The organism is Streptomyces sp. NBC_00316, from assembly GCF_036158715.1.
GTDB lineage: Bacteria > Actinomycetota > Actinomycetes > Streptomycetales > Streptomycetaceae > Streptomyces.
In genome coordinates this window covers 4,761,070-4,784,086 of record NZ_CP108023.1, presented here as the reverse complement: position 1 = coordinate 4,784,086, position 23,017 = coordinate 4,761,070, and the positions used below count along the sequence as shown (strand labels likewise).

Annotated in this window: 22 protein-coding genes, 1 tRNA gene and 2 riboswitches; of the genes, 10 read left to right on the top strand and 13 right to left on the bottom strand. The window is 71.9% G+C overall.

Features of this window, described 5'->3' with window-relative positions:
- The first annotated feature begins 31 nt into the window (after window positions 1–31).
- From lhgO to OG878_RS21255, 3 genes are all read left to right on the top strand, one after another.
- Complete coding sequence (gene lhgO / locus OG878_RS21265) at window positions 32–1,288, top strand: L-2-hydroxyglutarate oxidase (protein WP_328888247.1); 1,257 nt, start codon at window positions 32–34, stop codon at window positions 1,286–1,288.
- Entirely contained in the window at window positions 1,281–2,090 is an 810-nt protein-coding gene (gene trmB / locus OG878_RS21260; RefSeq protein WP_328888246.1) for a tRNA (guanosine(46)-N7)-methyltransferase TrmB, read from the top strand. The genes lhgO and trmB overlap by 8 nt, the downstream gene beginning before the upstream one ends.
- A gap of 83 nt (window positions 2,091–2,173) precedes the next feature.
- Window positions 2,174–3,811 carry a PrsW family intramembrane metalloprotease gene (locus OG878_RS21255; protein ID WP_328888245.1) on the top strand — a complete coding sequence of 546 codons (1,638 nt, stop codon included), beginning with the start codon at window positions 2,174–2,176 and terminating at the stop codon, window positions 3,809–3,811.
- Between the two features lie 4 nt (window positions 3,812–3,815).
- On the opposite strand, the gene OG878_RS21250 is transcribed toward OG878_RS21255, so the two are convergent.
- The 6 genes from OG878_RS21250 to OG878_RS21225 all read right to left on the bottom strand — a co-directional run bounded on the left by OG878_RS21250 (window position 3,816) and on the right by OG878_RS21225 (window position 9,530).
- Window positions 3,816–4,760, bottom strand: coding sequence for an aldo/keto reductase (locus OG878_RS21250; RefSeq protein ID WP_328888244.1), 945 nt, complete (start codon window positions 4,758–4,760; stop codon window positions 3,816–3,818).
- Between the two features lie 176 nt (window positions 4,761–4,936).
- Window positions 4,937–6,052, bottom strand: coding sequence for a M23 family metallopeptidase (locus tag OG878_RS21245; RefSeq protein ID WP_328888243.1), 1,116 nt, complete (start codon window positions 6,050–6,052; stop codon window positions 4,937–4,939).
- A gap of 11 nt (window positions 6,053–6,063) precedes the next feature.
- Window positions 6,064–6,216, bottom strand: a riboswitch (cyclic di-AMP (ydaO/yuaA leader).
- Window positions 6,217–6,486: 270 nt separating this feature from the next.
- Complete coding sequence (locus OG878_RS21240; RefSeq protein ID WP_328888242.1) at window positions 6,487–7,665, bottom strand: PP2C family protein-serine/threonine phosphatase; 1,179 nt, start codon at window positions 7,663–7,665, stop codon at window positions 6,487–6,489.
- A gap of 152 nt (window positions 7,666–7,817) precedes the next feature.
- Window positions 7,818–7,891 (bottom strand) — tRNA-Met (locus tag OG878_RS21235).
- A 146-nt stretch (window positions 7,892–8,037) separates the two neighbouring features.
- Entirely contained in the window at window positions 8,038–9,234 is a 1,197-nt protein-coding gene (locus OG878_RS21230; RefSeq protein ID WP_328888241.1) for an SPFH domain-containing protein, read from the bottom strand.
- Between the two features lie 74 nt (window positions 9,235–9,308).
- Window positions 9,309–9,530: a hypothetical protein gene (locus OG878_RS21225; protein ID WP_328888240.1), complete on the bottom strand. Its 222-nt coding sequence runs from the start codon at window positions 9,528–9,530 to the stop codon at window positions 9,309–9,311.
- A gap of 169 nt (window positions 9,531–9,699) precedes the next feature.
- On the opposite strand from OG878_RS21225, the gene OG878_RS21220 reads away from it, so the two are divergent.
- Entirely contained in the window at window positions 9,700–10,113 is a 414-nt protein-coding gene (locus OG878_RS21220) for an SHOCT domain-containing protein (protein ID WP_328888239.1), read from the top strand.
- A gap of 67 nt (window positions 10,114–10,180) precedes the next feature.
- Here OG878_RS21220 and OG878_RS21215 read toward each other — a convergent pair whose 3' ends face one another.
- A complete protein-coding gene (locus tag OG878_RS21215) occupies window positions 10,181–11,344 on the bottom strand; it encodes a sulfite oxidase (RefSeq protein ID WP_328888238.1) in 1,164 nt (387 codons plus the stop codon).
- A 148-nt stretch (window positions 11,345–11,492) separates the two neighbouring features.
- On the opposite strand from OG878_RS21215, the gene OG878_RS21210 reads away from it, so the two are divergent.
- Together OG878_RS21210 and OG878_RS21205 are read left to right on the top strand one after the other, a co-directional pair.
- A complete protein-coding gene (locus OG878_RS21210; RefSeq protein WP_328888237.1) occupies window positions 11,493–12,878 on the top strand; it encodes an FAD-binding oxidoreductase in 1,386 nt (461 codons plus the stop codon).
- A 72-nt stretch (window positions 12,879–12,950) separates the two neighbouring features.
- Window positions 12,951–13,199, top strand: a complete 249-nt coding sequence (locus tag OG878_RS21205; protein ID WP_328888236.1) for a hypothetical protein — start codon at window positions 12,951–12,953, stop codon at window positions 13,197–13,199.
- 129 nt (window positions 13,200–13,328) lie between these two features.
- Here OG878_RS21205 and OG878_RS21200 read toward each other — a convergent pair whose 3' ends face one another.
- Window positions 13,329–13,832 (bottom strand): DUF5994 family protein, encoded by a 504-nt coding sequence (locus OG878_RS21200; RefSeq protein WP_328888235.1) that lies wholly within the window; start codon window positions 13,830–13,832, stop codon window positions 13,329–13,331.
- Window positions 13,833–13,880: 48 nt separating this feature from the next.
- On the bottom strand, window positions 13,881–14,480 hold the full coding sequence (locus tag OG878_RS21195; protein ID WP_328888234.1) for a DUF5994 family protein: 600 nt from the start codon (window positions 14,478–14,480) through the stop codon (window positions 13,881–13,883).
- Between the two features lie 256 nt (window positions 14,481–14,736).
- Between OG878_RS21195 and OG878_RS21190 the strand changes: the two genes are divergently transcribed.
- The 3 genes from OG878_RS21190 to cobM all read left to right on the top strand — a co-directional run bounded on the left by OG878_RS21190 (window position 14,737) and on the right by cobM (window position 17,266).
- A complete protein-coding gene (locus OG878_RS21190) occupies window positions 14,737–15,144 on the top strand; it encodes an SSI family serine proteinase inhibitor (RefSeq protein WP_328888233.1) in 408 nt (135 codons plus the stop codon).
- A gap of 101 nt (window positions 15,145–15,245) precedes the next feature.
- On the top strand, window positions 15,246–16,520 hold the full coding sequence (gene cbiE / locus OG878_RS21185; protein WP_328891320.1) for a precorrin-6y C5,15-methyltransferase (decarboxylating) subunit CbiE: 1,275 nt from the start codon (window positions 15,246–15,248) through the stop codon (window positions 16,518–16,520).
- On the top strand, window positions 16,517–17,266 hold the full coding sequence (cobM, locus tag OG878_RS21180; protein WP_328888232.1) for a precorrin-4 C(11)-methyltransferase: 750 nt from the start codon (window positions 16,517–16,519) through the stop codon (window positions 17,264–17,266). The genes cbiE and cobM overlap by 4 nt, the downstream gene beginning before the upstream one ends.
- 19 nt (window positions 17,267–17,285) lie before the next feature.
- Here the strand turns inward: cobM and OG878_RS21175 are convergent, their stop codons facing one another.
- A complete protein-coding gene (locus OG878_RS21175) occupies window positions 17,286–18,401 on the bottom strand; it encodes a cobalt-precorrin-5B (C(1))-methyltransferase (RefSeq protein WP_328888231.1) in 1,116 nt (371 codons plus the stop codon).
- A gap of 15 nt (window positions 18,402–18,416) precedes the next feature.
- Here OG878_RS21175 and OG878_RS21170 point away from each other — a divergent pair, with 15 nt between their 5' ends.
- On the top strand, window positions 18,417–19,163 hold the full coding sequence (locus OG878_RS21170) for a cobalt-precorrin-6A reductase (RefSeq protein ID WP_328888230.1): 747 nt from the start codon (window positions 18,417–18,419) through the stop codon (window positions 19,161–19,163).
- Window positions 19,164–19,197: 34 nt separating this feature from the next.
- On the opposite strand, the gene OG878_RS21165 is transcribed toward OG878_RS21170, so the two are convergent.
- The 3 genes from OG878_RS21165 to OG878_RS21155 form a co-directional block, all read right to left on the bottom strand.
- Complete coding sequence (locus OG878_RS21165; RefSeq protein ID WP_328888229.1) at window positions 19,198–20,712, bottom strand: precorrin-2 C(20)-methyltransferase; 1,515 nt, start codon at window positions 20,710–20,712, stop codon at window positions 19,198–19,200.
- 2 nt (window positions 20,713–20,714) lie between these two features.
- A complete protein-coding gene (locus tag OG878_RS21160) occupies window positions 20,715–21,341 on the bottom strand; it encodes a precorrin-8X methylmutase (RefSeq protein ID WP_328888228.1) in 627 nt (208 codons plus the stop codon).
- A gap of 114 nt (window positions 21,342–21,455) precedes the next feature.
- Window positions 21,456–22,775, bottom strand: coding sequence for a cobalamin biosynthesis protein CobG (locus tag OG878_RS21155; RefSeq protein WP_328888227.1), 1,320 nt, complete (start codon window positions 22,773–22,775; stop codon window positions 21,456–21,458).
- 82 nt (window positions 22,776–22,857) lie between these two features.
- Window positions 22,858–22,953: riboswitch (cobalamin riboswitch) on the top strand.
- The last annotated feature ends 64 nt before the right edge of the window (window positions 22,954–23,017 follow it).

Genomic DNA, 23,017 nt, shown 5'->3' with positions numbered 1-23,017 from the left:
TCAGTGCACTATCGGGGTGGGAGGTGGCGTGATGATGACGCACGCGGCGTACGACTGCGATGTGCTGGTGATCGGCGGCGGAATCGTCGGCCTGTCGACGGCGTATGCGATCACGCGGACCGCTCCGGGCACACGGGTGACGGTGCTGGAGAAGGAATGGGGCCCGGCGCGCCATCAGACGGGGCGCAACAGCGGAGTGATCCACAGCGGCATCTACTACCGTCCGGGCTCGCTGAAGGCCCGGTATGCGCTGCGCGGCGCCGCGGAGATGGTCGACTTCTGTGCGGAGCACGGCATTGCCCACGCGGTGACCGGCAAGCTGATCGTCGCGACGGAGCGCTCCGAGCTGCCCCGGCTGCATGCGCTGGTGCAGCGCGGCCGGCAGCACGGTCTGCCGGTGCGGGAGCTGGGACCCGCACAGATCGCTGAGTACGAGCCGCAGGTGCGTGGGCTCGCGGCGATCCGGGTCGGGACGACAGGGGTGTGCGACTTCAAGGCGGTCGCCGAGCGGTTCGCGGCCGAGGTGCGGGGCGCGGGCGGGCTGATCCGGTTCGGCGCGGAGGTCACGGCGATCGACCGCCGCCCGTGGGGTGTGGCGGTGCGGACGGCGGACGGACGGGTGGTGCGCGCCCGGGTCCTGGTCAATTGCGCGGGACTGCAGAGCGACCGGGTGGCGCTGCTCGCGGGCGACGACCCGGGTATGCGGATCGTGCCCTTCCGTGGGGAGTACTACGAGCTGGCAAGGCCGGACCTGGTGCACGGACTGGTCTACCCGGTGCCCGATCCGGCGTTCCCGTTCCTCGGGGTGCATCTGACCCGCGGCCACGACGGAAGCGTCCACGTCGGGCCGAACGCGGTGCCGGCGCTGGCCCGCGAGGGGTACGGCTGGCCGGTCGTGCGTCCGAATGAGCTCTTGGACACACTGGCCTGGCCCGGCTCCTGGCGGATCGCACGCAGGCACTGGCGGTACGGGGCGGGGGAGGTGCACCGTTCGCTGTCGAAGCGTGCCTTCACGGCGGCCGTGCGGCGGCTGCTGCCCGAGGTCACGGAGGACGACCTGCGTCCCGCCGCGGCCGGTGTCCGGGCGCAGGCGGTGCTGCGCAACGGCACGCTGGTGGACGACTTCCTGATCCGCGAGGCCCCGCACACCGTGCATGTACTGAACGCTCCGTCGCCTGCCGCGACGGCCTCGCTGCCCATCGGGCGGGAGGTGGCACGCAGGGCCCTGCTCCGGGCACGGGGGACGGGGTGGAAGCCGCCCGCCGTAGAATCGGGGCATTGTGTCTGAGTCCTTGAACCCCGCCCCCGAGACCGTCGAGGCCCACGATCTGCGCGCCGCCGCCTTCGAGCGGCAGCGCAGGCTGCGTCAGGAGCCGCGCTTCCCCGGCGGGCCCGCCGCCGATCCGGCCGGATCGCACCACGAGCGCCGGATCCGCAGCTTCCAGCCGCGCCGCAGCCGTGTCACGGCCGGCCAGGAGGACGCCCTGCAGCGCCTCTGGCCGAAGTGGGGCCTCGACATCGACGGACAGTCGGTCCTCGACCTGCCCGCACTGTTCGACGGGCTTCCGGTCGTACTGGAGATCGGCTTCGGCATGGGCGAGGCCACCGCGCAGATGGCGGCCGACGACTCGGGCACCGGCATACTCGCCGTCGATGTGCACACCCCGGGCCAGGGCAATCTGCTCGGTCTCGCGGACCGGAACGGGCTGTCCAACATCCGGGTGGCCAACGGCGACGCGATCATCCTCCTGCGCGAGATGCTGCCGCCGGACGCGCTCGACGGGCTGCGGGTGTACTTCCCGGACCCGTGGCCCAAGAAGCGTCACCACAAGCGGCGGCTGATCCAGCCGGAGTTCCTCGATCTGGTGGCGCAGCGGCTGAAGCCGGGGGCCGTGCTGCACTGCGCGACCGACTGGGAGCCGTACGCCGAGCAGATGCTGGAGGTGCTGACCGCGCACCCCCGCTTCGAGAACACCCAGGCGGACGGCGGCTACGCACCCAGGCCCGCGTTCCGGCCGCTGACCCGGTTCGAGGGGCAGGGCCTGGACAAGGGCCATGTCGTGCACGACCTGCTGTTCGCCCGCCGCTGAGCTGCGAAATCGCGGAGCCCGCGGACAACCTGGCTGATGCTGCCCCATGGTCAGTTGTCGGTCCCCCTCGTTAGGGTCATGGGGTGTCCGACGGGTCTGTGCAGCAGCAACAGTCGCAGCCGGCCGTCCCGCTTCTCGAGGAGCAGCGGGTCGGCGAGATCCTGGCGGCCGTACCGGAACGGGGCCAGTGGCGCTACCGGCCGCGCCGGGTCGGGACGGTGTGGCGGAGCAGGACATTCCGTATCGCTGCGGTGTTCACGGTGCTCGCGCTGTGCGGGTTGGTGATCCTGGCCCTCGTCCGCGCCGAGACCGGCACCGAGGGCTTCCTGGTCGGGCTGGGGCTGGCCGTGCTGCCCGTCCCGCTGCTGATGGCGGCGTTCCGCTGGCTGGACCGGGTCGAGCCGTGGCCCTGGCGGAATCTGCTCTTCTCCTTCGGCTGGGGCGCCTGCGCCGCCGCCCTGGTCGCGATCATCGCGAATTCGTTCGCGACCCACTGGATCGCGACGGCCACCGCCGACCCGGCAAGTGCGGACACTCTCGGGGCCACGGTGATAGCCCCGGTCGTCGAGGAGAGCGCGAAGGCCGCCGCGGTCCTGCTGATCTTCCTTTTCCGGCGGCGGGACTTCAGCGGCGTCGTCGACGGTGTGGTGATCGCCGGCTTCACCGCGACCGGCTTCGCCTTCACCGAGAACATCCTCTATCTGGGCAATGCCTTCGGCGAGGACCAGCAGATCGGCTCGGGCTTCGCGTCGGTGACCGCCGCGACGTTCTTCGTACGCGGGGTGATGACGCCGTTCGCGCATCCGCTCTTCACCGTGCTGACCGGTCTGGGCTTCGGCTTCGCGGCGATGGCCGCACGCCGCCGGCGCCTCCGCCGGATCCTGCTGCCGCTGCTCGGGCTGTTTCTCGCGATGGGTATGCACGCCCTGTGGAACGGCTCGGCGGTGTTCGGCCCGTACGGCTTCTATGTCGTGTACGGGGTGTTCATGGTTCCGGTCTTCGGGCTGGTCACCTGGCTGGTGATCTGGTCGCGCCAGCGTGAGCTGCGCACTCTGGAGACCGAGCTGCCCGCCTATGCGGCGGCCGGCTGGCTGACCCCGGCCGAGCCCCTCGCGCTCTCGTCGATACGGGCCCGCGGCATGGCCCGGGACGTGGCCCGCCGCCAGCAGGCGCACGGGTACGCAGCGCCGTACGCGACCTCCTACGCCGGCCCGGGCTACGGCTACCCGGCGCCCGGATACGCAGCCCCCGGATATGCAGCCGTCGGATACGCGGCACCCGGATACGCGGCGGCCGGTCACCCGCAGCCCCACCTCCCGGCGTACGGCAGCAACCGGGTCGCGGCGCAGGTCCGCAGCCACGCCAGGGCGCAGGCCAAGGCGCGTGGCAAGGCGGCGGCCCGTGCGGTCGCCGAATACGAGTCGTTCGCGACGTCCCTGGCGTTCCTGCGGCGCCGGGCCCGCCGCGGAGTGGCGGACCCGGACTTCGCGGCGCGCGAGCTGGAACTGCTGCACCACCTCTGGCAGCGCAGGGATGTGGCCGGCCCCGCCCTGGCGTACGCGGCGCAGGCATCGGGTCGCCTGCGCCCCCGGTACATGCCCCCGGGGCCGGTCCCGGGACCGGCCCCGCACCAGCAGTACGGCGGCTACGGCCCCTCCCCGTATCTGCCGCCCCACACCCGGCCGCCCTACGGCAGCCGACCGCCCGGGCGCTCCTGGTAGGGACTCAGGCGGACGCTCCGGTGAGTTCCGCCAGCTCCTGCTCGGTCAGCTGAAGGCCGGCGACGGCCACCAGGGCGGGCATCTGCTCGACCGTGCGGGCCGAGGCGATCGGCGCGGCAACGGTCGGCTGGGCGGCGAGCCAGGCCAGGGCGACCGTCGCGATCTCGGCGTCGCGCTCCTTGGCGACCTTGTCGAGTGCGGCCAGGACCTTCTGCCCCCGCTCCGACTCCAGGTGCTGGCCGGCCTTTTCGGCGCGGGCGCTCTCCACCGACGCACCCGGGCGGTACTTGCCGGTGAGGAAGCCCGAAGCCAGGGCGAAGTACGGGACGGCGGCGAGCCCGGCGCGGGCGGCCGTCTCCTGGAGCTCGCCCTCGTAGGTGTCGCGGGAGACCAGGTTGTAGTGCGGCTGCAGCGCGACGTACCGGGCGAGCCCCTCGCGTTCCGAGAAGTCCAGGGAGGCCTGGAGCCGCTCCGGGCTGATGTTGGAAGCGGCGATGGCGCGCACCTTGCCGTCCTTCACCAGCCGGTCGAGGGCGGTGATGATCTCCTCGACCGGGACGGTCTCGTCGTCGAAGTGCGTGTAGTAGAGGTCGATGTGGTCGGTGCCGAGCCGGCGCAGCGATTCCTCGGCCGCGGCCTTGATGGTCGTGGCGGAGAGTCCCTTGTATGCGGGGTGGGAGCCCACCTTGGTGGCGACGACGACGTCGGAGCGGTTGCCGCGGGCGGCGAGCCACTTGCCGATGATCGTCTCCGACTCGCCGCCCTCGTTGCCCGGGACCCAGGCGGAGTACGCGTCGGCGGTGTCGATGAAGTTGCCGCCCGCCGCGGCGTAGGCGTCGAGCACGGCGAACGACTGCGCCTCGTCGGCGGTCCAGCCGAAGACGTTGCCACCGAGGGCGAGCGGGAAGACCTGAAGGTCGGAAGAGCCGAGCTTACGGAAAGAAGTCATAGTGGATCAACGAATTCCACCGCGCCCGCTATTCCATGCAGAGGGCATGTACACAGCCGGCATCCCGCCCGCGAGGGCGAGGCGCCGGGACCCGCGAAAACCGGACCGGCAGCCCTGACGTCGGGGGGTGAGCGTCAGGACTGCCGGGGTTCGGGTGCCGGGGAACCGGCGCGGGCTCAGACGGTGAGGCCCTTGTCGCGCAGCCAGGTCATCGGGTCGATGCCGGTCCCGGCCGGGGTGTGGACCTCCAGGTGGAGGTGGGGCCCGGTGACATTGCCGGTGGCGCCGACGCGGCCGATGGTGTCACCGGTGGTGACCTTCTGGCCGACGGTGACGTCGATCGACGACTGGTGGCAGAACCACAGCTCCGTACCGTCCTCCAGCTCCAGGACCGTGCGGTAGCCGTACGAGCCGGACCAGCCCGCCGACTTGATGGTGCCGGTGTGGACGGCCTTGATCGGGGTGCCGGTGGGCGCCGCGAAATCGAGGCCGGTGTGGTAGCCGGAGGACCACATCGAACCGGCTTCACCGAAGGTCGAGGTGATCGTGTACGAGGAGGTGGGGATGGTGTAGGAGGCGGCGAGCTTGGCGATCCGTTCGGCCTCGGCCTTCGCCTTCGCGGCTTCCTCCGCCTTCTTCTTCTCGGCGGCGGCCTTGGCCTCCGCGGCGTCCTGCTTCGCCTTGGCCTCGGCGGCGGCCTTCTCGGCAGCGGCCTTCTCCTCGGCGGCCTTGGCCTCCGCGTCGGCGGCGTTCTGCTGCTGCTCGGCCTGCTGGAGGATGCGGGCGCGCAGTGCCTCGCCGGCGTCGGTGGCGCCCTGCTCGGCCTCGGCGGTGGTGATGCCGGCGCTGGTGAGCGGGGCCGCGGAGTCTGCGGCCTTCGCCTGGTCGACGGAGTCGTCGGCGAACAGACTGCCTACGCCGGGAAGGGACTTGGCATCGGGGAGGTTGTCCGCGAGGGAGTCGGGAAGGGAGATGGAGACCGGCGGCTTGCTCTGCGCGGTGGCCATGCCACCCGCGCCGACGGCCGCGATGACGCCGACTCCGAGCACCGTGGAGCTGCGGGCGAGTCCGTTGCGCTGCTTGGCGACGCGATGCCTGCCGCGCACGGGGCGGACGGACTCCTCGGTGGGATTCCATTCCTCCCAGGACCGGTCACTCTCACCGAAGCCGTCGGCCGCGAGGTCAGTGGTGAACTCGGCGCCGAATTCGGTTCTCCGGTCGTTTCCGTACTCGCTCGCGAAGTCGGAGCCGAACCGGGAGGGGGCTTCGGGGGCAGGCTTGTTGGACGCCACGGGGGCGCACTCCTTTCCTTCCTTCTCGCCTACCGGGTTAGCTGACGGGTTCGGAGCAGGAAGGTCTCCTACGGATCCCTCTGCCTCTCACGAGACACAGGTGTCCGATTCACCCCATGTAGGTGGTTCCCCGGTTCCCTTGCGGAATTCGGCGCTCGCGCACGGTGCCGCCACTGACGACGGCTGGGACAACCGCGCTGCGTTATCGAACGTTAATAGACACACGGGCCCGATTCCAAGCCGTTCCCACTGATCGTTGACGGCCTTGGCCTGGACTTTACGGGACACAATCGGGCGGAATCGGGCGAGTTGATCGCCTCTCAGTCATTACCCGGTTTCTGACGTTGCGTCAAATGTTATGCGGAGCGGCGTCCTTCGGTCACGGACAGTGGCATCGGCCCGCACAGCCCTCTCACCGGCTCGGCCGAGTCTTCTCACCGGCTCGGATTTCCTTCGCTCGCACGCGCATCACGTCCCACGATCTTCACCGTCGTCCGCCGCTCCGGCTGCCCCTCCGCGGGGCGCTCGACAGCGAGCAGCGCCATGTCGTCGGTGGACTTGCCACCGGTGTGCAGCCGCACGTCGTCGGAGAGCGCGGACAGCAGCTCCTCGGGCCCGGGAAAGATCCGGCCGCGCAGCCGGGCCGCCGGATCGTAGAAGACCCCTTGCGGGTCTCGGGCCTCGGAGAGCCCGTCCGTGAAGGCGAGCAGCGTCGCACCGGCGGCCAGACCCCATACGTCGGCCCGGTCCGGCCACACCCCCAGGTCCATGCCGAGCGGCAGCGCGGGCACCGACGGCACCAGCACGTCCAGTGTGCCGTCGGGGTGGATCAGAATGGGCTCGGGGTGGCCGCGGTTGACGATCCGCACCTCGGCCGCGCCGGGCGGGATCTCGGCGAGCACGGCGGTCACGAACCCCTCGACCGGATCGATACCGCGCTGCCGCGCCCCCTCCCGCGCCAGCGCCCGTTCCAGCCGCTGCGCCACGCACTCCAGCGAGTCCTCCTGCTCGGCGGCCTCCCGGAACGCACCGATGATCACGGCCACCGCCTCGACCGCCTGGAGCCCCTTGCCGCGCACGTCCCCGACCACGAGCCGCACCCCGTGCGGACTCTCGGCCACGGCGAACAGGTCGCCGCCGACGTACTCGTCCGCCTGGGCCGCCTCGTACCGCGCCGCGACGCGGAGCCCCCCGATCCGGTCCATGGGGGCCGGCAGCACGGCCCGCATGGCGGTCTCCGCGATGAACCGCGCCGAGGCCAGCTGCTCATTGCTGTGCCGTACCACCCCGTTGATGACGACGGCGAGGATCGAGACCGTGAGCACGGTGAAGAACTCGATGACCGGCACGACGTGCATCAGCGTGCCACTGGCCGTCCGCAGCGCGACGATGGCGAGGACCGCGGCCGCGCCGGTACGGACGGTGCCGGCCAGCGAGACGAACGGGGCGGCGATCAACGGGGCCGCCACGAACAGCGGCACGGCGGTGAAGGCCGGCGGCGTGAAGTAGTCGAACAGCAGCCCGCCGACGATCATCAGGACCGGCAGCGTGCGGACGAACTGCCAGGCCCAGCCGTCGCCCAGGGCCCGCGCACCGCTCGGCCTCTCCGCCATCCCCACCTGTGTTCTCCTGCCCGGTGCGCCCTGTGACCTCCCAGGTTCGCCGGAGCGGCCTCACGCGGCGACTCCTCGTCGGCCAATGGGGGGAGAGGACACATACACGTCAGGCCCGGCACGCTCGCTGCGTGCCGGGCCTGACATTTCAGTAGCGGGGACAGGATTTGAACCTGCGACCTCTGGGTTATGAGCCCAGCGAGCTACCGAGCTGCTCCACCCCGCGTCGGTGAACACAACTCTACGCCATCCGGGACGGGCTGCTGACCAATTGAGGAATGAGTGCCGAACCGCCCGGCCCCCGGGCACGAGATCCTGTCCGTCCCGGCCCGCCCCAGGCCCTGCCGAACCCGGCCCGGAGCCGGTCCCCGGTCACTTCGATTCGGTGATGCGCGGCGTCTGCTTCCCGTTGACCGCACCCGCTCCCGCCCCCGTGCTGCGCTGGAGCGCGTGGAGGATGGCCAGCCCCTGACCGACCACGCCCGCCGCCATCTCGTTGACCCCGTTGGTGCCGTTGAGCACGGTGAGGTCGGCGCCCTTCATCCCGCGGGCCGCCGCGTCCGCCAGCGCCGGCAGGTTCTCCACGATGCGGTTGGCCGCGATCAGCTCCTGGTTTCCGTCCCGGAGCGAGGCGGCGCGGGCGGTGTTGGCGTCGGCCTGCGCCTGGGCGAGGGTCCGCTCGGTGTACGCATTGCCGTCGGCCTGGAACTTCGCCCGGTCCCGGGCGGCCTCGGCGAGCGTGCGCTGCCGGTACGCCTCGGCGTCCGCCGGACGCCTGACCTCCGCCTCCAGCCGCTGTGCGGCCAGCGCGGCCTGGCGCTCCGCCAGGGCGGTCTGCTCCTCGATGACCTCCTGCGACGCCCTGGCCTGGGCGAGCGGCCCGGCCTGGGCGGCGCGGGCGTTGTACTGCTCGGTCTCGGCGAGGAAACCGGCCCGCTTGATCGCGGTGTCCCGTTCGTACTCGGCCTTGAGCGCCGCGGCCTGCTGCTCGCGCTCGGACGCCTCCTGGTCGGCCCTGGCCTGGGCGATCCGGGCCTGGCTGGCGACGGCGGCCGCGTGCGGGGCGGCGAGGTTGCTGATGTAGCCGGTGGCGTCGTCGATCTCCTGGATCTGCAGGGCGTCCACGACGATGCCGAGCTTCTCCATCTCGCCGTGGCTGCCAGCGATGACCTCCTGGGAGACCCGGTTCCGTTCCCGGATGATCTGCTCGACGGTCAGCCCGCCGATGATGGACCGCAGGTGACCGGCGAAGATCCGGCCCGCGAGCTCCTCCATCTGGTCCTGTTCGGACAGGAAGCGGCGTGCCGCGTTGGCGATGGAGACGGCGTCGTCACCGACCTTGAAGACGGCGACCGCGCGGACGTTGAGGCGGATGCCCTGCTGGGTGACGCAGTCCTCGGTGATCTCGGCCTCGCGCAGCGCCAGGGAGAGCATGCGCGCCTTCTGCTTCACCGGTACGACGAAACTGCCGTGGCCGGTGACGATCCGGAACTGCGTGTCCTGCGTCTGCCGCTTCGATCCGGAGATGAGCATCGCCTCGTTGGGGGCGGGAACGTGCCAGAACAACATGAGCGGACTCCTGCCGTACGTCATTTCACCTCGACGTCGTCCCCCGGCGTCATCCCCCGGTGCCGGATCCCGGTTCAGGACGGCAGACGTTCGACGATCACGCTGCGCGCCGAGACCGAGTCGACGACAACGACGCGTTCGTCCCTGTCGATCGACGTCGACGACCATGCGGTGTAGGCCTCCGAACCGCCCCGCACGGCCACCAGCACTTCGCCCGGGCCGCTCTGCGGGATCGGCACGGTGACGCGCCCCACCGCCCCGACCGGGCTCAGAGCGGACTCGTCTGCGGCTCTCATACGCCCTCGCACTCGCCCACGCCTTCGCCGACGGTTCCACGGTACTCCGCAGCACCCCCGGAGGACCGGTGCCGAACCACGACGAGCAGGCGCCCATATGTGGTGATATGACTGATTCAGCATTCAGTCATTCGGCGCTGAACCGCGGCGACGACCAGGGAGCTGAAACATGGACGACTACCCCCTGCTCAATCTCTTCTGGACCATGCTCTGGTTCTTCCTCTGGATCATGTGGCTGTTCCTGCTCTTCAAGGTCATCGTGGACATCTTCCGCAGCGACGACCTGGGCGGCTGGGCCAAGGCGGGCTGGCTGATCCTGGCCCTGGTGGTGCCGTACCTCGGCGTCCTGGTCTACGTGATCGCGCGCGGCAAATCCATGGGGAAGCGCGACATGAAGGAGGTCCAGGAGAGGGAGGCCGCCTTCAAGGCGTACGTACGCGAGGCGGCGGGCACGGGCGACAAGGGCGCCGCGGCGAAGGGCGGGCCGAGCGTCGACGAACTGGCCAAACTCGCGGACCTCAGGGACCGTGGCGCGATCACCGACGAGGAGTTCGTGCAGGCCAAGACGAAGCTCCTGATCTGAGGCGTACTCCACGTCCGAGCTGCACCGCCCGGCCCCGGCGGTGCGGCTCGTTCCCGTGCGTCCCGGCTCAGTCCGGACGCCCCGCACCGCAGTGCACCGGGATCCGCTGGACGGCGTTGTTACCGAAGCCGCCGCGGTTCCACGCCTGGCGCAGGGGCTGTACCCGGCCCGCCGCGTCGGTGGCGCGCGCGGCGAGGACATGCCTGCCGGGGGTGGCCTTCCATGACGCCTGCCACCGCTGCCAGGCCCAGATGTGCGACCCGTCCCCGTCCGGCGCGGCGAGCTCGGCGTCGTACCAGGAACGGCAGTCGTCGGTGGTCACCTCGACCCGGGTGACGGGCGGCCGCCCCGACCAGGCCCTGCCTTCCAGCAGCAGCCGCCCGGGATGGACGAAACGGGTCCTGGACATGAAGTCCGGGAAGCCGGGCGGGATCATCAGCGCCCGCGGGGCGATCCGGGTGACGGGCTCGCCGGGATCGTCGGGCTCCTGGCGGTAGCGGTACGCCGTCGTCTGCTGGAACCCGGTGAACGGGGTGCTGGTGAGCCGGATCTCGCGGAGCCACTTCACGTGGGCCATGCCGTACCAGCCCGGCACCACCAGCCGGAGCGGATGACCGTGCTGCGGCGGCAGCGGCCCGCCGTTCATCCGGTACGCCACCAGCACGTCCGGGTCGTCGCCGAGGGCCACCTCCAACGGCAGGCTCCGCCGGTAGTCCTGCTCGACGCCCCGCTCGACGCCGTGGTCGGCCCCGCAGAAGACGGCCTCGACCGCGTCCGGCTCGACCCCGGCCTCGGCGAGCAGCAGCCGCAGCGGCACCCCGGTCCATTCGGCCGTACCGACCGCTTCGACCTGCCACGGCTGGCTGACCGGACGCGGGGTGAGCAGGGCCCGCCCGTTGCCCGCACACTCCATCGTGACGCGATGCGTGACGGCCGGGAACGACCGCAGGGCCGCCGCGTCCAGCGCCAGCGGCCTGCGGACCCGGCCGTGCACGGTGAGCTGCCAGCCGTGGGAGCGCCCGGCACAGGCGTCGGGGACATAGGGAATGTCGTAGTGGACCAGTACGTAGTGGAGGCCGGGTGGCGTGACGTCGTAGCGCAGCGCCTCCAGCGGCAGACCGTGGTTGCGTGCCGCGAGCGCGAGTTCCTCCGGGCTGATGCCCTCGCCGGGCCCGGCGAGGCGCCCCGGGGGGCTGATGCCGCCGGTGAAGGATCCCGGACGTCCGTCCATGGCTTCATGGTGCGCCTGCGGGTCGCCCCCGCCCACCGCTCCCCGACATCGCATGTCGCTCTTTGCGCGGCCCCCGGCGATTGCACCGCCCCTCGCCCGGCGGGAGCGTGGAGACATCGGCGGTCCGCGCCCCGGCAAGGAGACGGCTATGGACGGCACCACCCTCGAAGCGATGCGGACCGCGTTGCGCGGCCCGGTCATCGGCCCGCAGGATCCGGAGTACCGCGAGGCCTGCACGGTCTACAACGCCATGATCGACCGGCGCCCGGCCGCTGTGGTGCGGTGCACGGACGCGGCGGACGTCATGGCCGCGGTCGGCTTCCTCCGTACCGAAGGGCTCGAACTCGCCGTCCGGGGCGGCGGGCACAGCGGTGCCGGACTGTGTGTGGTGGACGACGGTGTCACCCTCGACCTGTCACCGATGCGCTGGGCGTACATCGATCCCGACACCCGGACCGCGCTCGTCGGCGGCGGCAGCAAGCTCGCCGACCTCGACCATGCCGCCCACGGCTTCGGGCTGGCCACCCCGGCCGGGATCCAGTCCACCACGGGCGTCGGCGGCCTCACCCTCGGCGGCGGCCACGGTTATCTCACCCGTAGGTACGGCCTGACGATGGACAACCTGCTCGCAGCGGACGTCGTGCTGGCCGACGGCAGCTTCGTCACCACGAACGAGAACGAGAACGCCGACCTGTTCTGGGCACTGCGCGGCGGCGGCGGGAACTTCGGCGTCGTCACCTCGTTCAGCTTCCAGCTGCACCCGGTGGACACCGTGGGTGTCGCGATCACCGTGTGGCCGGTCGACCGGACCCGCGAAGTCCTCGAGTGGTACCGGGACTTCCTGCCGCAGGCGCCCGAGAAGCTGAACGGCTTCTTCGCGGCGCTCAGCGTGCCGCCCGGTCCGCCGTTCCCGGAGGAGCTGCACGGCCAGAAGATGTGCGGCGTCGTGTGGTGCTGGACCGGCGAACCCGCGCTCCTCGAAGAGACCCTCAAGGTCGTGAACGAACCGGGCCCACCGACCTTCCACTTCACGACACCGATGCCGTACCCCGCACTGCAGAGCATGTTCGACGAACTGCTCCCGGCCGGCCTGCAGTGGTACTGGCGCGGCAACTTCTTCGACCGGATCACGGACGACGCCATCGACGTGCACATCAAGTACGCCGAGAACCTCCCCACCGACCTGTCGACCATGCACCTGTACCCGGTCGACGGAGCCGCCCACCGGATCGGCGCGGACGACACGGCGTGGGCGTACCGGGACGCCGTCTGGTCCGGCGTCATCGCGGGCATCGACCCCGACCCGGACAAGGCCGAGACGATCAGGCAGTGGTGTGTCGACTACTGGGAGGAGCTGCACCCGCACTCGATGGGCGGGGCGTACGTGAACTTCATGGGAGCGGGTGAGACCCCGGACCGGGTCCGGGCCACCTACCGCGGCCACTACGACAGGCTCGCGAAGATCAAGCAGACCTACGACCCGGACAATTTCTTCCACGCCAACCAGAACATCGCGCCGGCCGGGCAGCACTGACCGCCTCCGTTTCCTCGGTCGTAAGCTGCCGTCCCGCGAGCGCGACGACCTCGGCGATCCTATCGTCAAACCATGGGCGTTTTCGTCAAGTTGGTAGAGAATCGTCCCCCCAAGGAATACGCAGAGCAGGGGGTGGCGGACATCTCGTACACGGACATCACGGAGGGCGACTCCGAGATGGTGTACGAGTACGACCTGCTGCCCAGCGGCGCCTTGCGGATCCTGCAGGTGGCAAAGGGGGAAGCCCCGGCTGTCCATGCGATCTACGCACCGGGTCTGTGGTTCCGCGTCGAGGGGCAGTGGCACGGCAACACGGAATAAATGAAGAACGGATCCGCTTTATACCGATTTGCGGAGTACCATGGAGGCAAGGACGCACACTCTCACGTGTGGCGCCCTGGAAGGGCCGGCTCCGGTGGCGAGACCATCGGGGCCGCTTCCATGTCCGCATCAACTCGGTGCTGCGGGGATGATGCCCACACCCATGAGGATCTGCTCCGCAGGCGTGCAGTTTCCCTCCTGCACGGCCATGGCCATCGCAGCGCGCGCGGCGGCGGCACTGGCCTGGGGCGGGATCACCAGGAACGAGAAATGGTCCTGCTCGCCACGCGTGACGATCATCGTGCTGTCGTCGACCGCGGACCAGTCGATACGGACGGTCCGGCCACCGATCACGAGGTGGCCCGGCGCATCGTCCCAGGCACTCGCGTCCAGACCGACCCGTGCGATGGGCCCCAGCCGGGCGGCCAAGGCATCGATCAGACCGGGCAGTTGGGACGCTATGTCGCGGGAACGCGGCCACCACGCACCGTCGAAGACCCCCTCGCGATCGGGGGTCGTCTCCATCCGCAGCACCGCGATCCCGGGAACGATCGGCCGACCGCTCGTGTCCGACAGGAGCAGGAGCGGCGCCGTGTCATCGGTACGGCCAGGAACGTGCGCGTCCGAAGTCATGGCGAGCCACTCCTCCGGACGCGCACGTCGTTGCACACCTCCATGCCTTCACATCCCTTCCCTCGGGCCCGGCGCCTGGGCGACGACTGCTCGGACACGGCCTCGCGAGGCCGGCCGGGCGCTGTGGCCGCCTTCGGAGTCCCAGACCGTCTCCCGGACGAGGTCCCAGTCGGCCTCGGCCGCGGCCCGGAAGAGCTCGGCCTCCCGCATCAGTCCACTCGCGGTGAGGCTCCGTGCCGGATCGGCGGCTGCGGTCAGCAGCCAGGCGGCGGTACCCGGGTCCGTCTCCGGCGGGATCACCAGCAGGTCCCAGCGGCCGGTGGTGTAGGAGAGGAGCAGCAACTTGTTCGGGTCCTGTTCGGGCTTGAACCAGCCGACGTGGATCACATGCCCCTGGACGGGAACCTTCCGTGGGATCACGGGCCAGAAGGTGGGGTTCACCGTCACGCGGGTGATCCGGCCCCACAGCGGGTCGAGCACCGCTGCCAGCGCGGGAAGCTCCACCGTCAGATCGCGGGAATGCGGCCACCACGCGCCGTCCAGAAGGGCTGGATCGGTGCCCGCCGGAGCCAGCGAGAGACGCGGCGGCGAGGGCGAAGAGAAGGTCCGGTCATCGACCGCGGACGCGTACAGAACGGGCGCAATCATGACGCGAACCCTGCCCCGGGCCGGTGTGCACCGGCCCGGCGTTGTGAATCGCCAAGAACGACACGGGCTCGGAGGCTCATGTACGGAATGTTCCTGGTATGTCTAGGATACTCCGGCGGGGCACCCGGCGGAGTGCGGCAGCCCTGCGGATATGAACTGCCCCGACGGATCGAACGGCATGCCGGAAGCTTCCATTCACCCCTCCGGGAAGAAACACCGCTCGTGTCCTCATGACCGGCGGTTCGTTACCCCCACCGTGATCGTCGCCACCGTCGCGCGGCTCCTGGCCGCCGCCTCGCTGACCGCCGCCGCCCTGGCCACGCCCCTGCTCATGTCCCCCACTGCGCACGCCGCCGCCCCCGACAGCGGGCTCTTCCTGACCGTGTCCGGCAGCGACGACACGTGGATCCGCGGCGTCCTCCTCGAGTGCCCGGCGGCCTCCGGGAGCAACCACCCGAAGGCCGCCGAGGCCTGCGCCGCACTGGACACGGCCGGGGGCGATCTCGACGGGCCGACGGGCGACCCGCGGCCGTGCCCGCACCTCTACAACCCGGTCACCGCCACCGCCGAGGGGCAGTACGACGGCCGGCCGGTGTCCTGGCAGCGGACCTTCGCCAACGCCTGTGTGCTGGCAGCGGTCACGGGCCCGGTCTTCCGGTTCTGACCGCTCCCGGCAGACGGCCCCTGCCCGGCCCACCGGCCGGGCAGGGACGAACAGTAGAGTTTCGGCTGCGTCAGCCCCCGAACTCCGAGGTACCGGCCGTGATACCCGCAGAGCCCAGCCCGCCCCCGCCCCCTGCGCCGACCGTCGTGGGGATCGGCGCCGACGGATGGCAGGGGCTGCCGGAGGACTCGCGCGCGGCGCTGCTCGGCGCACAGGTGGTGATCGGCGGTGCACGGCAGTTGGAGCTGCTGCCACCGCAGTGCACGGGGCGGCGCGTGCCCTGGCCCTCGCCGCTGCGGCCCGCCGTGGCCGCTCTCCTGACCGCACATCAGGGACTCCGGATCGCCGTGCTGGCCAGCGGCGACCCCATGTTCTACGGCATCGGGCGCGCGCTCTGCGAGGAGTTGGGCGCCGAAAACCTCCGTGTCCTGCCGCATCCGTCCTCCGTCTCCTACGCCTGCGCCCGGCTCGGCTGGCCGCTGGAGGACACCGAGGTCGTCACCCTCGTCGGCCGCCCGGCGGCCCGGCTGGCCGCCGCCCTGCACGACGGCCGGCGGCTGCTGGTGCTGAGCGCCGGCGCCGGCACCCCGGGCGAAGTGGCGGCGCTGCTGCGCGAGCACGGCTTCGGGCCCAGCCGCATGCGGGTGCTGGAGCAGCTCGGCGGCGAGGCCGAGGACGGTGCGGCGGGTACGGCCGAGGCATGGGCGCATCCGCCGGGCGACCCGTTGAACGTCATCGCGATCGAGTGCCACCGGGCCCCGGACGCACTGCGGCTCGGGGCCGTTCCCGGACTGCCGGACGTCGCGTACGAACACGACGGCCAGCTCACCAAACGTCACATCCGCGCAGCCACCCTCGGGGCACTGGCCCCGGCCCCCGGCGAGCTGCTCTGGGACATCGGCGGCGGATCCGGCTCGATCGCCGTCGAGTGGATGCGCACCCACCCGTCCTGCCGTGCCGTGACCGTCGAACGCGATCCGGTGCGGGCCGGACGCATCACCCGTAACGCCGACCGGCTCGGCGTCCCCGCGCTGCGCGTGGTGACCGGGCGGGCCCCGGAGGCGCTCGCCGGACTGCCGGTTCCGGACGCCGTGTTCATCGGCGGCGGACTGACCGTGCCGGGGCTGCTCGACGCCTGCTGGGACGCACTGCCGCCCGGCGGCCGGCTGGTCGCCAACACCGTGACGCTGGAGTCCGAGGCGCTGCTCACCGAGCGGTACGGGCGCCACGGCGGCGAGCTGGTACGGCTCGCGGTGGCGCACGCCGTACCGGTCGGCGGCTTCACCGGCTGGCGGCAGGCCATGCCGGTCACCCAGTGGTCCGTGTGCAAGTCCTCGGCACCGTCCGCATCAGGAGACACAGGAGACAACAGATGACCGTGTACTTCATCGGTGCCGGGCCCGGCGCCGCCGACCTGATCACGGTGCGCGGCGCCCGGACGCTCGCCGCCTGCCAGGTCTGCCTGTACGCGGGCAGCCTGGTCCCCCGGGAACTCCTCGCCGAATGCCCGCCGGACGCACGCCTCGTCGACACCGCGCAGCTCACCCTCGACGAGATCACCGCCGAGCTGGTCCGCGCCCACGAGGACGGGCGCGACGTGGCCCGGCTGCACTCCGGCGACCCGTCCGTCTTCAGTGCGGTCGCCGAGCAGATGAGGCGGCTCGACGCGGCAGGGGTGCCGTACGAAGTGGTGCCCGGAGTACCGGCGTTCGCGGCGGCCGCAGCCGCGCTGAAACGGGAACTGACCGTGCCGACCGTCGGCCAGACCGTCATCCTCACCCGCATCGCCCACCGTGCCACCGCCATGCCGGACGGCGAGGACCTTGCGACGCTCGGGCGCAGCGGTGCGCTGATCGTGCTGCATCTGGCCGCCCGGTACGTGGACCGGGTCGCCGAGGAGCTGCTGCCGCACTACGGGGCCGACTGCCCGGCCGCCGTGGTGGCCATGGCGTCCCGCCCGGACGAGCTGATCCTGCGCGGTTCGCTCAGCGACATCGCCGGTCAGGTGAAGGCCGCGGGCGTCATCCGTACCGCCGTCATCATGGTGGGCCGCACGCTGGGCGCCGAGCAGTTCCGCGACAGCCACCTGTACTCGGCGGAGCGCGAGCGGCACGTCTGCTGACCCGGTCGCCCGGCCGTCGTCACCGCGGCTCGCTGCGGCCCACGACCGTCCCCGCGCGGTCGATGCAGACGACGTCCACGGACACCGGCGCCCCGCGCAGCACCGACAGCGCCTGGTCGCGGGCGGCGACTGCGACCAGGTCGCCCAGGGGGACCCCGGCCGCCGCGCACAGCTGAAGGGCGGCCAGGCCCGTGTTGGCCTCCGCCACTGCGGCTGCCAGGGCCGTGTCCGCGCCGCCCCGCCGGGCGAGTTCGGCGAGGAACCCCTTGTCGACCTGGGAGCGGGCCGAGTGCAGATCCAGATGGCCCGCAGCGAGCTTCGACAGCTTCGCGAACCCGCCGCACACCGTCAGCCGGTCCACCGGATGCCTGCGTACGTACTTGAGCACCGCTCCTGCGAAGTCCCCCATGTCGAGCAGGGCGATCTCCGGCAGGCCGTACTCGGCGACGACGGTCTTCTCCGAGGTCGACCCCGTGCACCCCGCCACATGCGTGTGCCCCGCCGCGCGGGCCACGTCCACGCCGCGGCGGATCGAGTCGATCCACGCCGAGCAGGAGTACGGGACGACGACCCCTGTCGTGCCGAGGATCGACAGTCCGCCCAGGATGCCGAGGCGCGGGTTCCACGTGGAACGGGCGATCTCCTCGCCGTGATCGACGGAGACGGTGATCTCGGCGTCGCCCGTGGCGCCGCGCTCCGCCGCCACCCGCGCGATGTGGTCGCGCATCAACTGCCGCGGCACCGGGTTGATGGCCGGCTCGCCGACGTCCAGCGGCAGACCGGGGCGGGTCACCGTGCCCACGCCGGGACCTGCCCGGAACACCACACCCGAGCCGGGCGGCAGGCGGCGCACGGTGGCCCGTACCAGCGCGCCGTGCGTCACGTCCGGATCGTCGCCCGCGTCCTTGACCACGCCGGCCGTCGCCCGGTCCCCGTCGAGTTCCTCCACGGCCAACGCGAACGCGGGGGTCTGGCCCTTGGGCAGGGTGATGGTCACCGGGTCGGGGAAGTCACCGGTCAGCAGGGCCGTGTACGCGGCGGTGGCTGCGGCGGTGGCACAGGCACCGGTCGTCCAGCCGGGCCGCAGACCGGTGTGTTTGAGTTGGGCGCTGCGCCCGCCCGTCGCCTCACTCATGTCTGGACCGATCCCATGCACGTACTCGTCCTCGGTGGCACGACGGAGGCCCGCCGGCTCGCCGGGATCCTGGCCGGGACGCTGCCCGCCGGAGCCCGGGTCACCAGCTCGCTGGCCGGCCGGGTGGCCAGTCCGAAGCTGCCGCCGGGGGAGGTGCGGGTCGGCGGGTTCGGCGGAGCCGACGGGCTCGCCGAGTGGCTGCGTACGCACCGGGTCGACGCGCTCATCGATGCCACCCATCCTTTCGCCGGGACGATCAGTTTCCATGCGGCCTCGGCCGCTGCCGCCGCCCATGTTCCCCTGCTCGCGCTGCGCCGGCCCGGCTGGGTGCCGGTCGACGGCGACCGCTGGCATCCGGTCGGGTCGCTGGACGAGGCGGCCACGGCCCTGCCCGCGCTGGGCCGCCGGGTCTTCCTGACCACGGGCCGGATGGGGCTCGCGGCCTTCGCCGGCCTCGGCTTCCTGTGGTTCCTGATGCGGTCCGTGGACGCCCCCGACGGACCGCACCCGGCGCGGATGGAGGTCCTGCTGGACCGTGGGCCCTTCACCCTCGACGGTGAGCGCGAGCTGATCCGCCGTCACCGCGTCGACGTCCTCGTCACGAAGGACAGCGGGGGCGACGCCACCGCCCCGAAGCTGACCGCCGCCCGGGAGGCCGGCATTCCGGTGGTGGTGGTCCGCCGGCCACCGGTCCCGGAGGGCGTACCGGTGGCCGCCGCGCCGGAAGAGGCGATGGCGTGGCTGGCCGGCCTGCGCGATTGAGGCCGGCCCTGCCCCCGGACGGCCGATGCCTGCCTCAGACCTCCGGGTACCGCCGCGGCGTCCACACGATCTGCCGGCCGTCACCACGCCGCACCGCCCGCGTCTGCGAGGAGCCGACCAGCAGGATCGTCCTCATGTCGACCTCGGCGGGGTCCAGCTCGGCCAGGGTGACGATCCGTACGCTCTCCGAGGGCCCGCCCACATCCCGGCCCACCACCACCGGAGTGTCCGGCGAACGGTGCTCCAGCAGCAGGTCACGGGCCTTGCCGACCTGCTCGGTACGGGACCGCGAACCCGGGTTGTACAGCGCGAGCACCAGATCCGCCGCCGCGGCCGCGCGCAGCCGGGCGGCGATGACCTCCCACGGCTTGAGCCGGTCGGAGAGCGAGATCGTGGCGTAGTCGTGGCCGAGCGGCGCGCCCGCCCGGGCCGCGGCGGCATTGGCCGCGGTCACCCCGGGCAGCACTCGCACGGGTACCTTCGCGTACGCGTCCTGCGAGGCCACTTCCAGCACGGCGGTCGCCATGGCGAAGATCCCCGGATCGCCGCCCGACACGACGGCCACCCGGCGGCCGCGGCGGGCCAGGTCGAGGGCGAACTCGGCGCGCTCCGACTCCACTTTGTTGTCGGAGCCGTGGCGTGCCTGACCGGGGCGGAACGGGACCCGGTCCAGGTAGGTGGTGTAGCCGACGAGATCGTCGGCGGCGGCCAGCGCCCCCCGGGTCTCCGGGGTCAGCCACAGCGGTCCGGCGGGACCCGTACCGACGACGACGACCTCACCGGTGCCGGCCGCGTCCGCACCCGCTTCCGGGCGGGGCGCGTCGATCCGGCTGGGCAGCACCGCGACGGCGAAGTACGGCACGGAGTCCGGGTCGGTGTCGGCCAGCTCGCCGGTACGCTCCCCGGCCATCGTGGCGCGCTCCACGTAGTGCGCCTCGCCGAGCCGCCCCGACGCCTCGAAGGCGCGGCGCACGGCGGGGAACGTACGCCCCAGCTTCATCACCACGGCGGCGTCGGTGGCGGCCAGCCTGGCCGTCAGTTCCTCCTCCGGCAGGGTGCCGGGCAGGATCGTCAGCACCTCCTCGCCCTCGGCGAGCGGGGTGCCGAGCCGGGCGGCGGCCGCGCTGACCGACGTCACCCCCGGGATCACCTCGGTGGGATAGCGGTCGGCGAGCCGCTTGTGCATGTGCATGTACGAGCCGTAGAACATCGGGTCGCCCTCGGCGAGCACCGCCACCGTCCGCCCGGCGTCCAGGTGCACCGCCAGCCGGGCCGCTGCCTCGCCGTAGAACTCCTCCATCGCACCCCGGTAGCCCCCGGGGTGGTCGGTGGTCTCCGTCGTGACCGGATAGACCAGCTTCTCCTCGATGTGGTCCGCGCGGATGTGCTCGGCGGCGATGGAGCGCGCGATGGACCGTCCGTGGCGGGCGCTGTGATAGGCGATGACATCGGCTCCGGCGATGATCTGCACCGCTCGTACGGTCATCAGTGCCGGATCTCCGGGCCCGAGGCCCACCCCGTACAGCCGGCCCGTGTTCTGCTCGCTCACTCTTACTCTTCCTCGCTGGCGATCGCGTTGAGCGCGGCCGCGGCTATGGCGCTGCCGCCGCGACGGCCCCGTACGACCAGGTGTTCCAGACCGGACGGATGGTCGGCCAGGGCGTCCTTGGACTCGGCTGCTCCGACGAAACCGACGGGCACGCCGATGACGGCGGCCGGGCGGGGAGCACCCTCCTCGATCATCTCGAGCAGCCGGAACAGGGCGGTCGGCGCGTTGCCGACCGCCACTACGGCCCCTTCCATGCGGTCCCGCCACAGCTCCATCGCCGCGGCGCTGCGGGTCGTGCCGAGCTTCGCCGCGAGATCGGGGACCGTGGGGTCCGACAGGGTGCAGATGACCTCGTTGCCGGCGGGCAGCCGCTTGCGGGTGACACCGCTGGCGACCATGGCGACGTCGCACAGGATCGGCGCACCGGAGCGCAGCGCCGCGCGGGCACCGGCCACCACGCCCGGGGTGAAGCCGATGTCGCGTACGAGGTCGACCATGCCGCAGGCGTGGATCAGGCGGACCGCGACCTGGCTGACGTCGGCGGGCAGGCCCGCGAGATCCGCCTCGGCGCGGATGGTGGCGAAGGACTGGCGGTAGATCGCCGGTCCGTCCTTCTCGTACTGGAACACGGTGGGTTCGCTCTCTCCGGTCGATGGTCGGGCTGGTCGGACTGCTCTGGCTGGTCTTGGCTGGTCGGGCTGGTCTCGGCCGGCCGGCCGGCTGCCGGCCCGTCAGGTCATGGTTCAGGTACGGGTGCGACGGGCGGCGTCCACCGCGGCGGCCAGGCCGGACGGGCCGGCGTGGACCGTCACGGGGGCTCCCCGCACCCCCTCGCGGACCTGGGTCACCTGGTACCCACCGGGGACGGCGACGACGTCGGCCCAGGCACCCTTGGGGTGACCGCACCGGCGTTCGCAGCCGGACCAGTACACGGGGAGCCGTCCGGCCACGGGCGCTCCGGCGGCGCGCACGAAGGCCTCCGCGTCGCCCCGCACATCGGCCAGTGCCTTCGCGCATCCGGGCCGGCCGATGCACGCACCGACCCCCGTCCACGCGGAGCCGGGACCGACGATCAGTCCGGCCGCGTCCCACTCGCCCAGTCGCGCCGCCGCCTCACCGGGCGCCACGCCCGTCACGACGACGCTGCGCCACGGGGTCAGCCGCAGCTCATCGCCCGCCCGGGACAGGCTCTCCCACTGCGCACCGCTGAGTCGCCCCAGCGGAACGCCCACGCAGAGCGCCGCCGGTCCGGATGTGCCGACGAGTCCGTACGCGGGCTCCTGCGCCGTCGTCGCCGGTGGTACGTGCTCCATGTGGTCGGCTGCGTCAACTCCCGCCGCACGCAGTGCCGTTCCCACCTGCGACGACAACTCTTCGGCAGGGAAAGGCAGTTCGCTCACCCGCCAGGCGCCCGCCTCCCGCGCCGTCTCCAGAAACGTCTCGGCCGCGATCAGCGCGGCGCGCGGCGCATCGCCCCCGGAAACCCTCAGCACCGTCTCCGCGGCCCCGATCCGCAGCAGCGCGCTCCCGTCGCCCCGCCCCAGCACCGTCACGTCCGCACCCAGGGCGTCCACATCACCGCGGCCGTCGTCGAGCGCGAACAGAAAGCGGCCGGACAGCCCGGCCGCTTTGTCACTTCCGCACAACAGCCCGTCCAGCGCGGTCAGCCACGGCCCGACGTCCGACCGGCCCCGGCCGTCGAGCCCGGAGAGCGGGGAGGCCACCACATTGCGTATCCGCTCATGACTCCAGGACGGCAGCAGCCCTGCCGCACCGAGGAGTTCGGCGAGCCGCCCGCCGCAGTCCGCGCCGAGCCCGCGCAACTGGACATTGCCCCGCGAAGTGAGATGCAACTCACCGTCGCCCAACTCCCGTGCCGCCTCGCGGAGCACGTCCGCCTGCCGCATGTCCAGCACGCCGCCGGGGATCCGCACCCGCGCCAGCGCACCGTCGTCCGCCCGGTGGAGCCGCAGCGACCCCGGGCAGGCATCGCCACGGTCCCGGGAGAAGGGCTCCCCCGAGGCCGGCGGAGGAGTGTCGGAAGTGGACATGGCGGCGAGCATACCGACCATCATCCTGAGCGGTATGAACACCATCCGATGTGCGGCCCTTACTATGCCTAGCAGCGGGCCACCCGGCCCGGCATCGCCAGGAACGGCGACAGGGGAGGAAGCCCGGTGCGAATCCGGCGCGGTCCCGCCACTGTGAGTCCGGCTGCAAAGCCGGGCGAGTCAGGAACTCCCTTCCCCACGCTCTCGATCCCACTCGAGCAGGGGAGAACCCCATTCCGACACCGCCCGGGGCG

Excerpts from the sequence above, each read along its gene's own strand:
- OG878_RS21240 (WP_328888242.1), bottom strand. The coding sequence starts at position 7,665 with ATGGCGGAGAGGCCGAGCGGTGCGCGGGCCCTGGGCGACGGCTGGGCC.
- lhgO (WP_328888247.1), top strand. The coding sequence starts at position 32 with ATGATGACGCACGCGGCGTACGACTGCGATGTGCTGGTGATCGGCGGC.
- OG878_RS21215 (WP_328888238.1), bottom strand. The coding sequence starts at position 11,344 with ATGGACGGACGTCCGGGATCCTTCACCGGCGGCATCAGCCCCCCGGGG.
- OG878_RS21250 (WP_328888244.1), bottom strand. The coding sequence starts at position 4,760 with ATGACTTCTTTCCGTAAGCTCGGCTCTTCCGACCTTCAGGTCTTCCCG.
- OG878_RS21200 (WP_328888235.1), bottom strand. The coding sequence starts at position 13,832 with ATGACTTCGGACGCGCACGTTCCTGGCCGTACCGATGACACGGCGCCG.
- OG878_RS21225 (WP_328888240.1), bottom strand. The coding sequence starts at position 9,530 with ATGAGAGCCGCAGACGAGTCCGCTCTGAGCCCGGTCGGGGCGGTGGGG.
- OG878_RS21210 (WP_328888237.1), top strand. The coding sequence starts at position 11,493 with ATGGACGGCACCACCCTCGAAGCGATGCGGACCGCGTTGCGCGGCCCG.
- OG878_RS21170 (WP_328888230.1), top strand. The coding sequence starts at position 18,417 with ATGCACGTACTCGTCCTCGGTGGCACGACGGAGGCCCGCCGGCTCGCC.
- OG878_RS21195 (WP_328888234.1), bottom strand. The coding sequence starts at position 14,480 with ATGATTGCGCCCGTTCTGTACGCGTCCGCGGTCGATGACCGGACCTTC.
- OG878_RS21205 (WP_328888236.1), top strand. The coding sequence starts at position 12,951 with ATGGGCGTTTTCGTCAAGTTGGTAGAGAATCGTCCCCCCAAGGAATAC.
- OG878_RS21155 (WP_328888227.1), bottom strand. The coding sequence starts at position 22,775 with ATGCTCGCCGCCATGTCCACTTCCGACACTCCTCCGCCGGCCTCGGGG.
- OG878_RS21220 (WP_328888239.1), top strand. The coding sequence starts at position 9,700 with ATGGACGACTACCCCCTGCTCAATCTCTTCTGGACCATGCTCTGGTTC.
- OG878_RS21230 (WP_328888241.1), bottom strand. The coding sequence starts at position 9,234 with ATGTTGTTCTGGCACGTTCCCGCCCCCAACGAGGCGATGCTCATCTCC.
- OG878_RS21175 (WP_328888231.1), bottom strand. The coding sequence starts at position 18,401 with ATGAGTGAGGCGACGGGCGGGCGCAGCGCCCAACTCAAACACACCGGT.
- cobM (WP_328888232.1), top strand. The coding sequence starts at position 16,517 with ATGACCGTGTACTTCATCGGTGCCGGGCCCGGCGCCGCCGACCTGATC.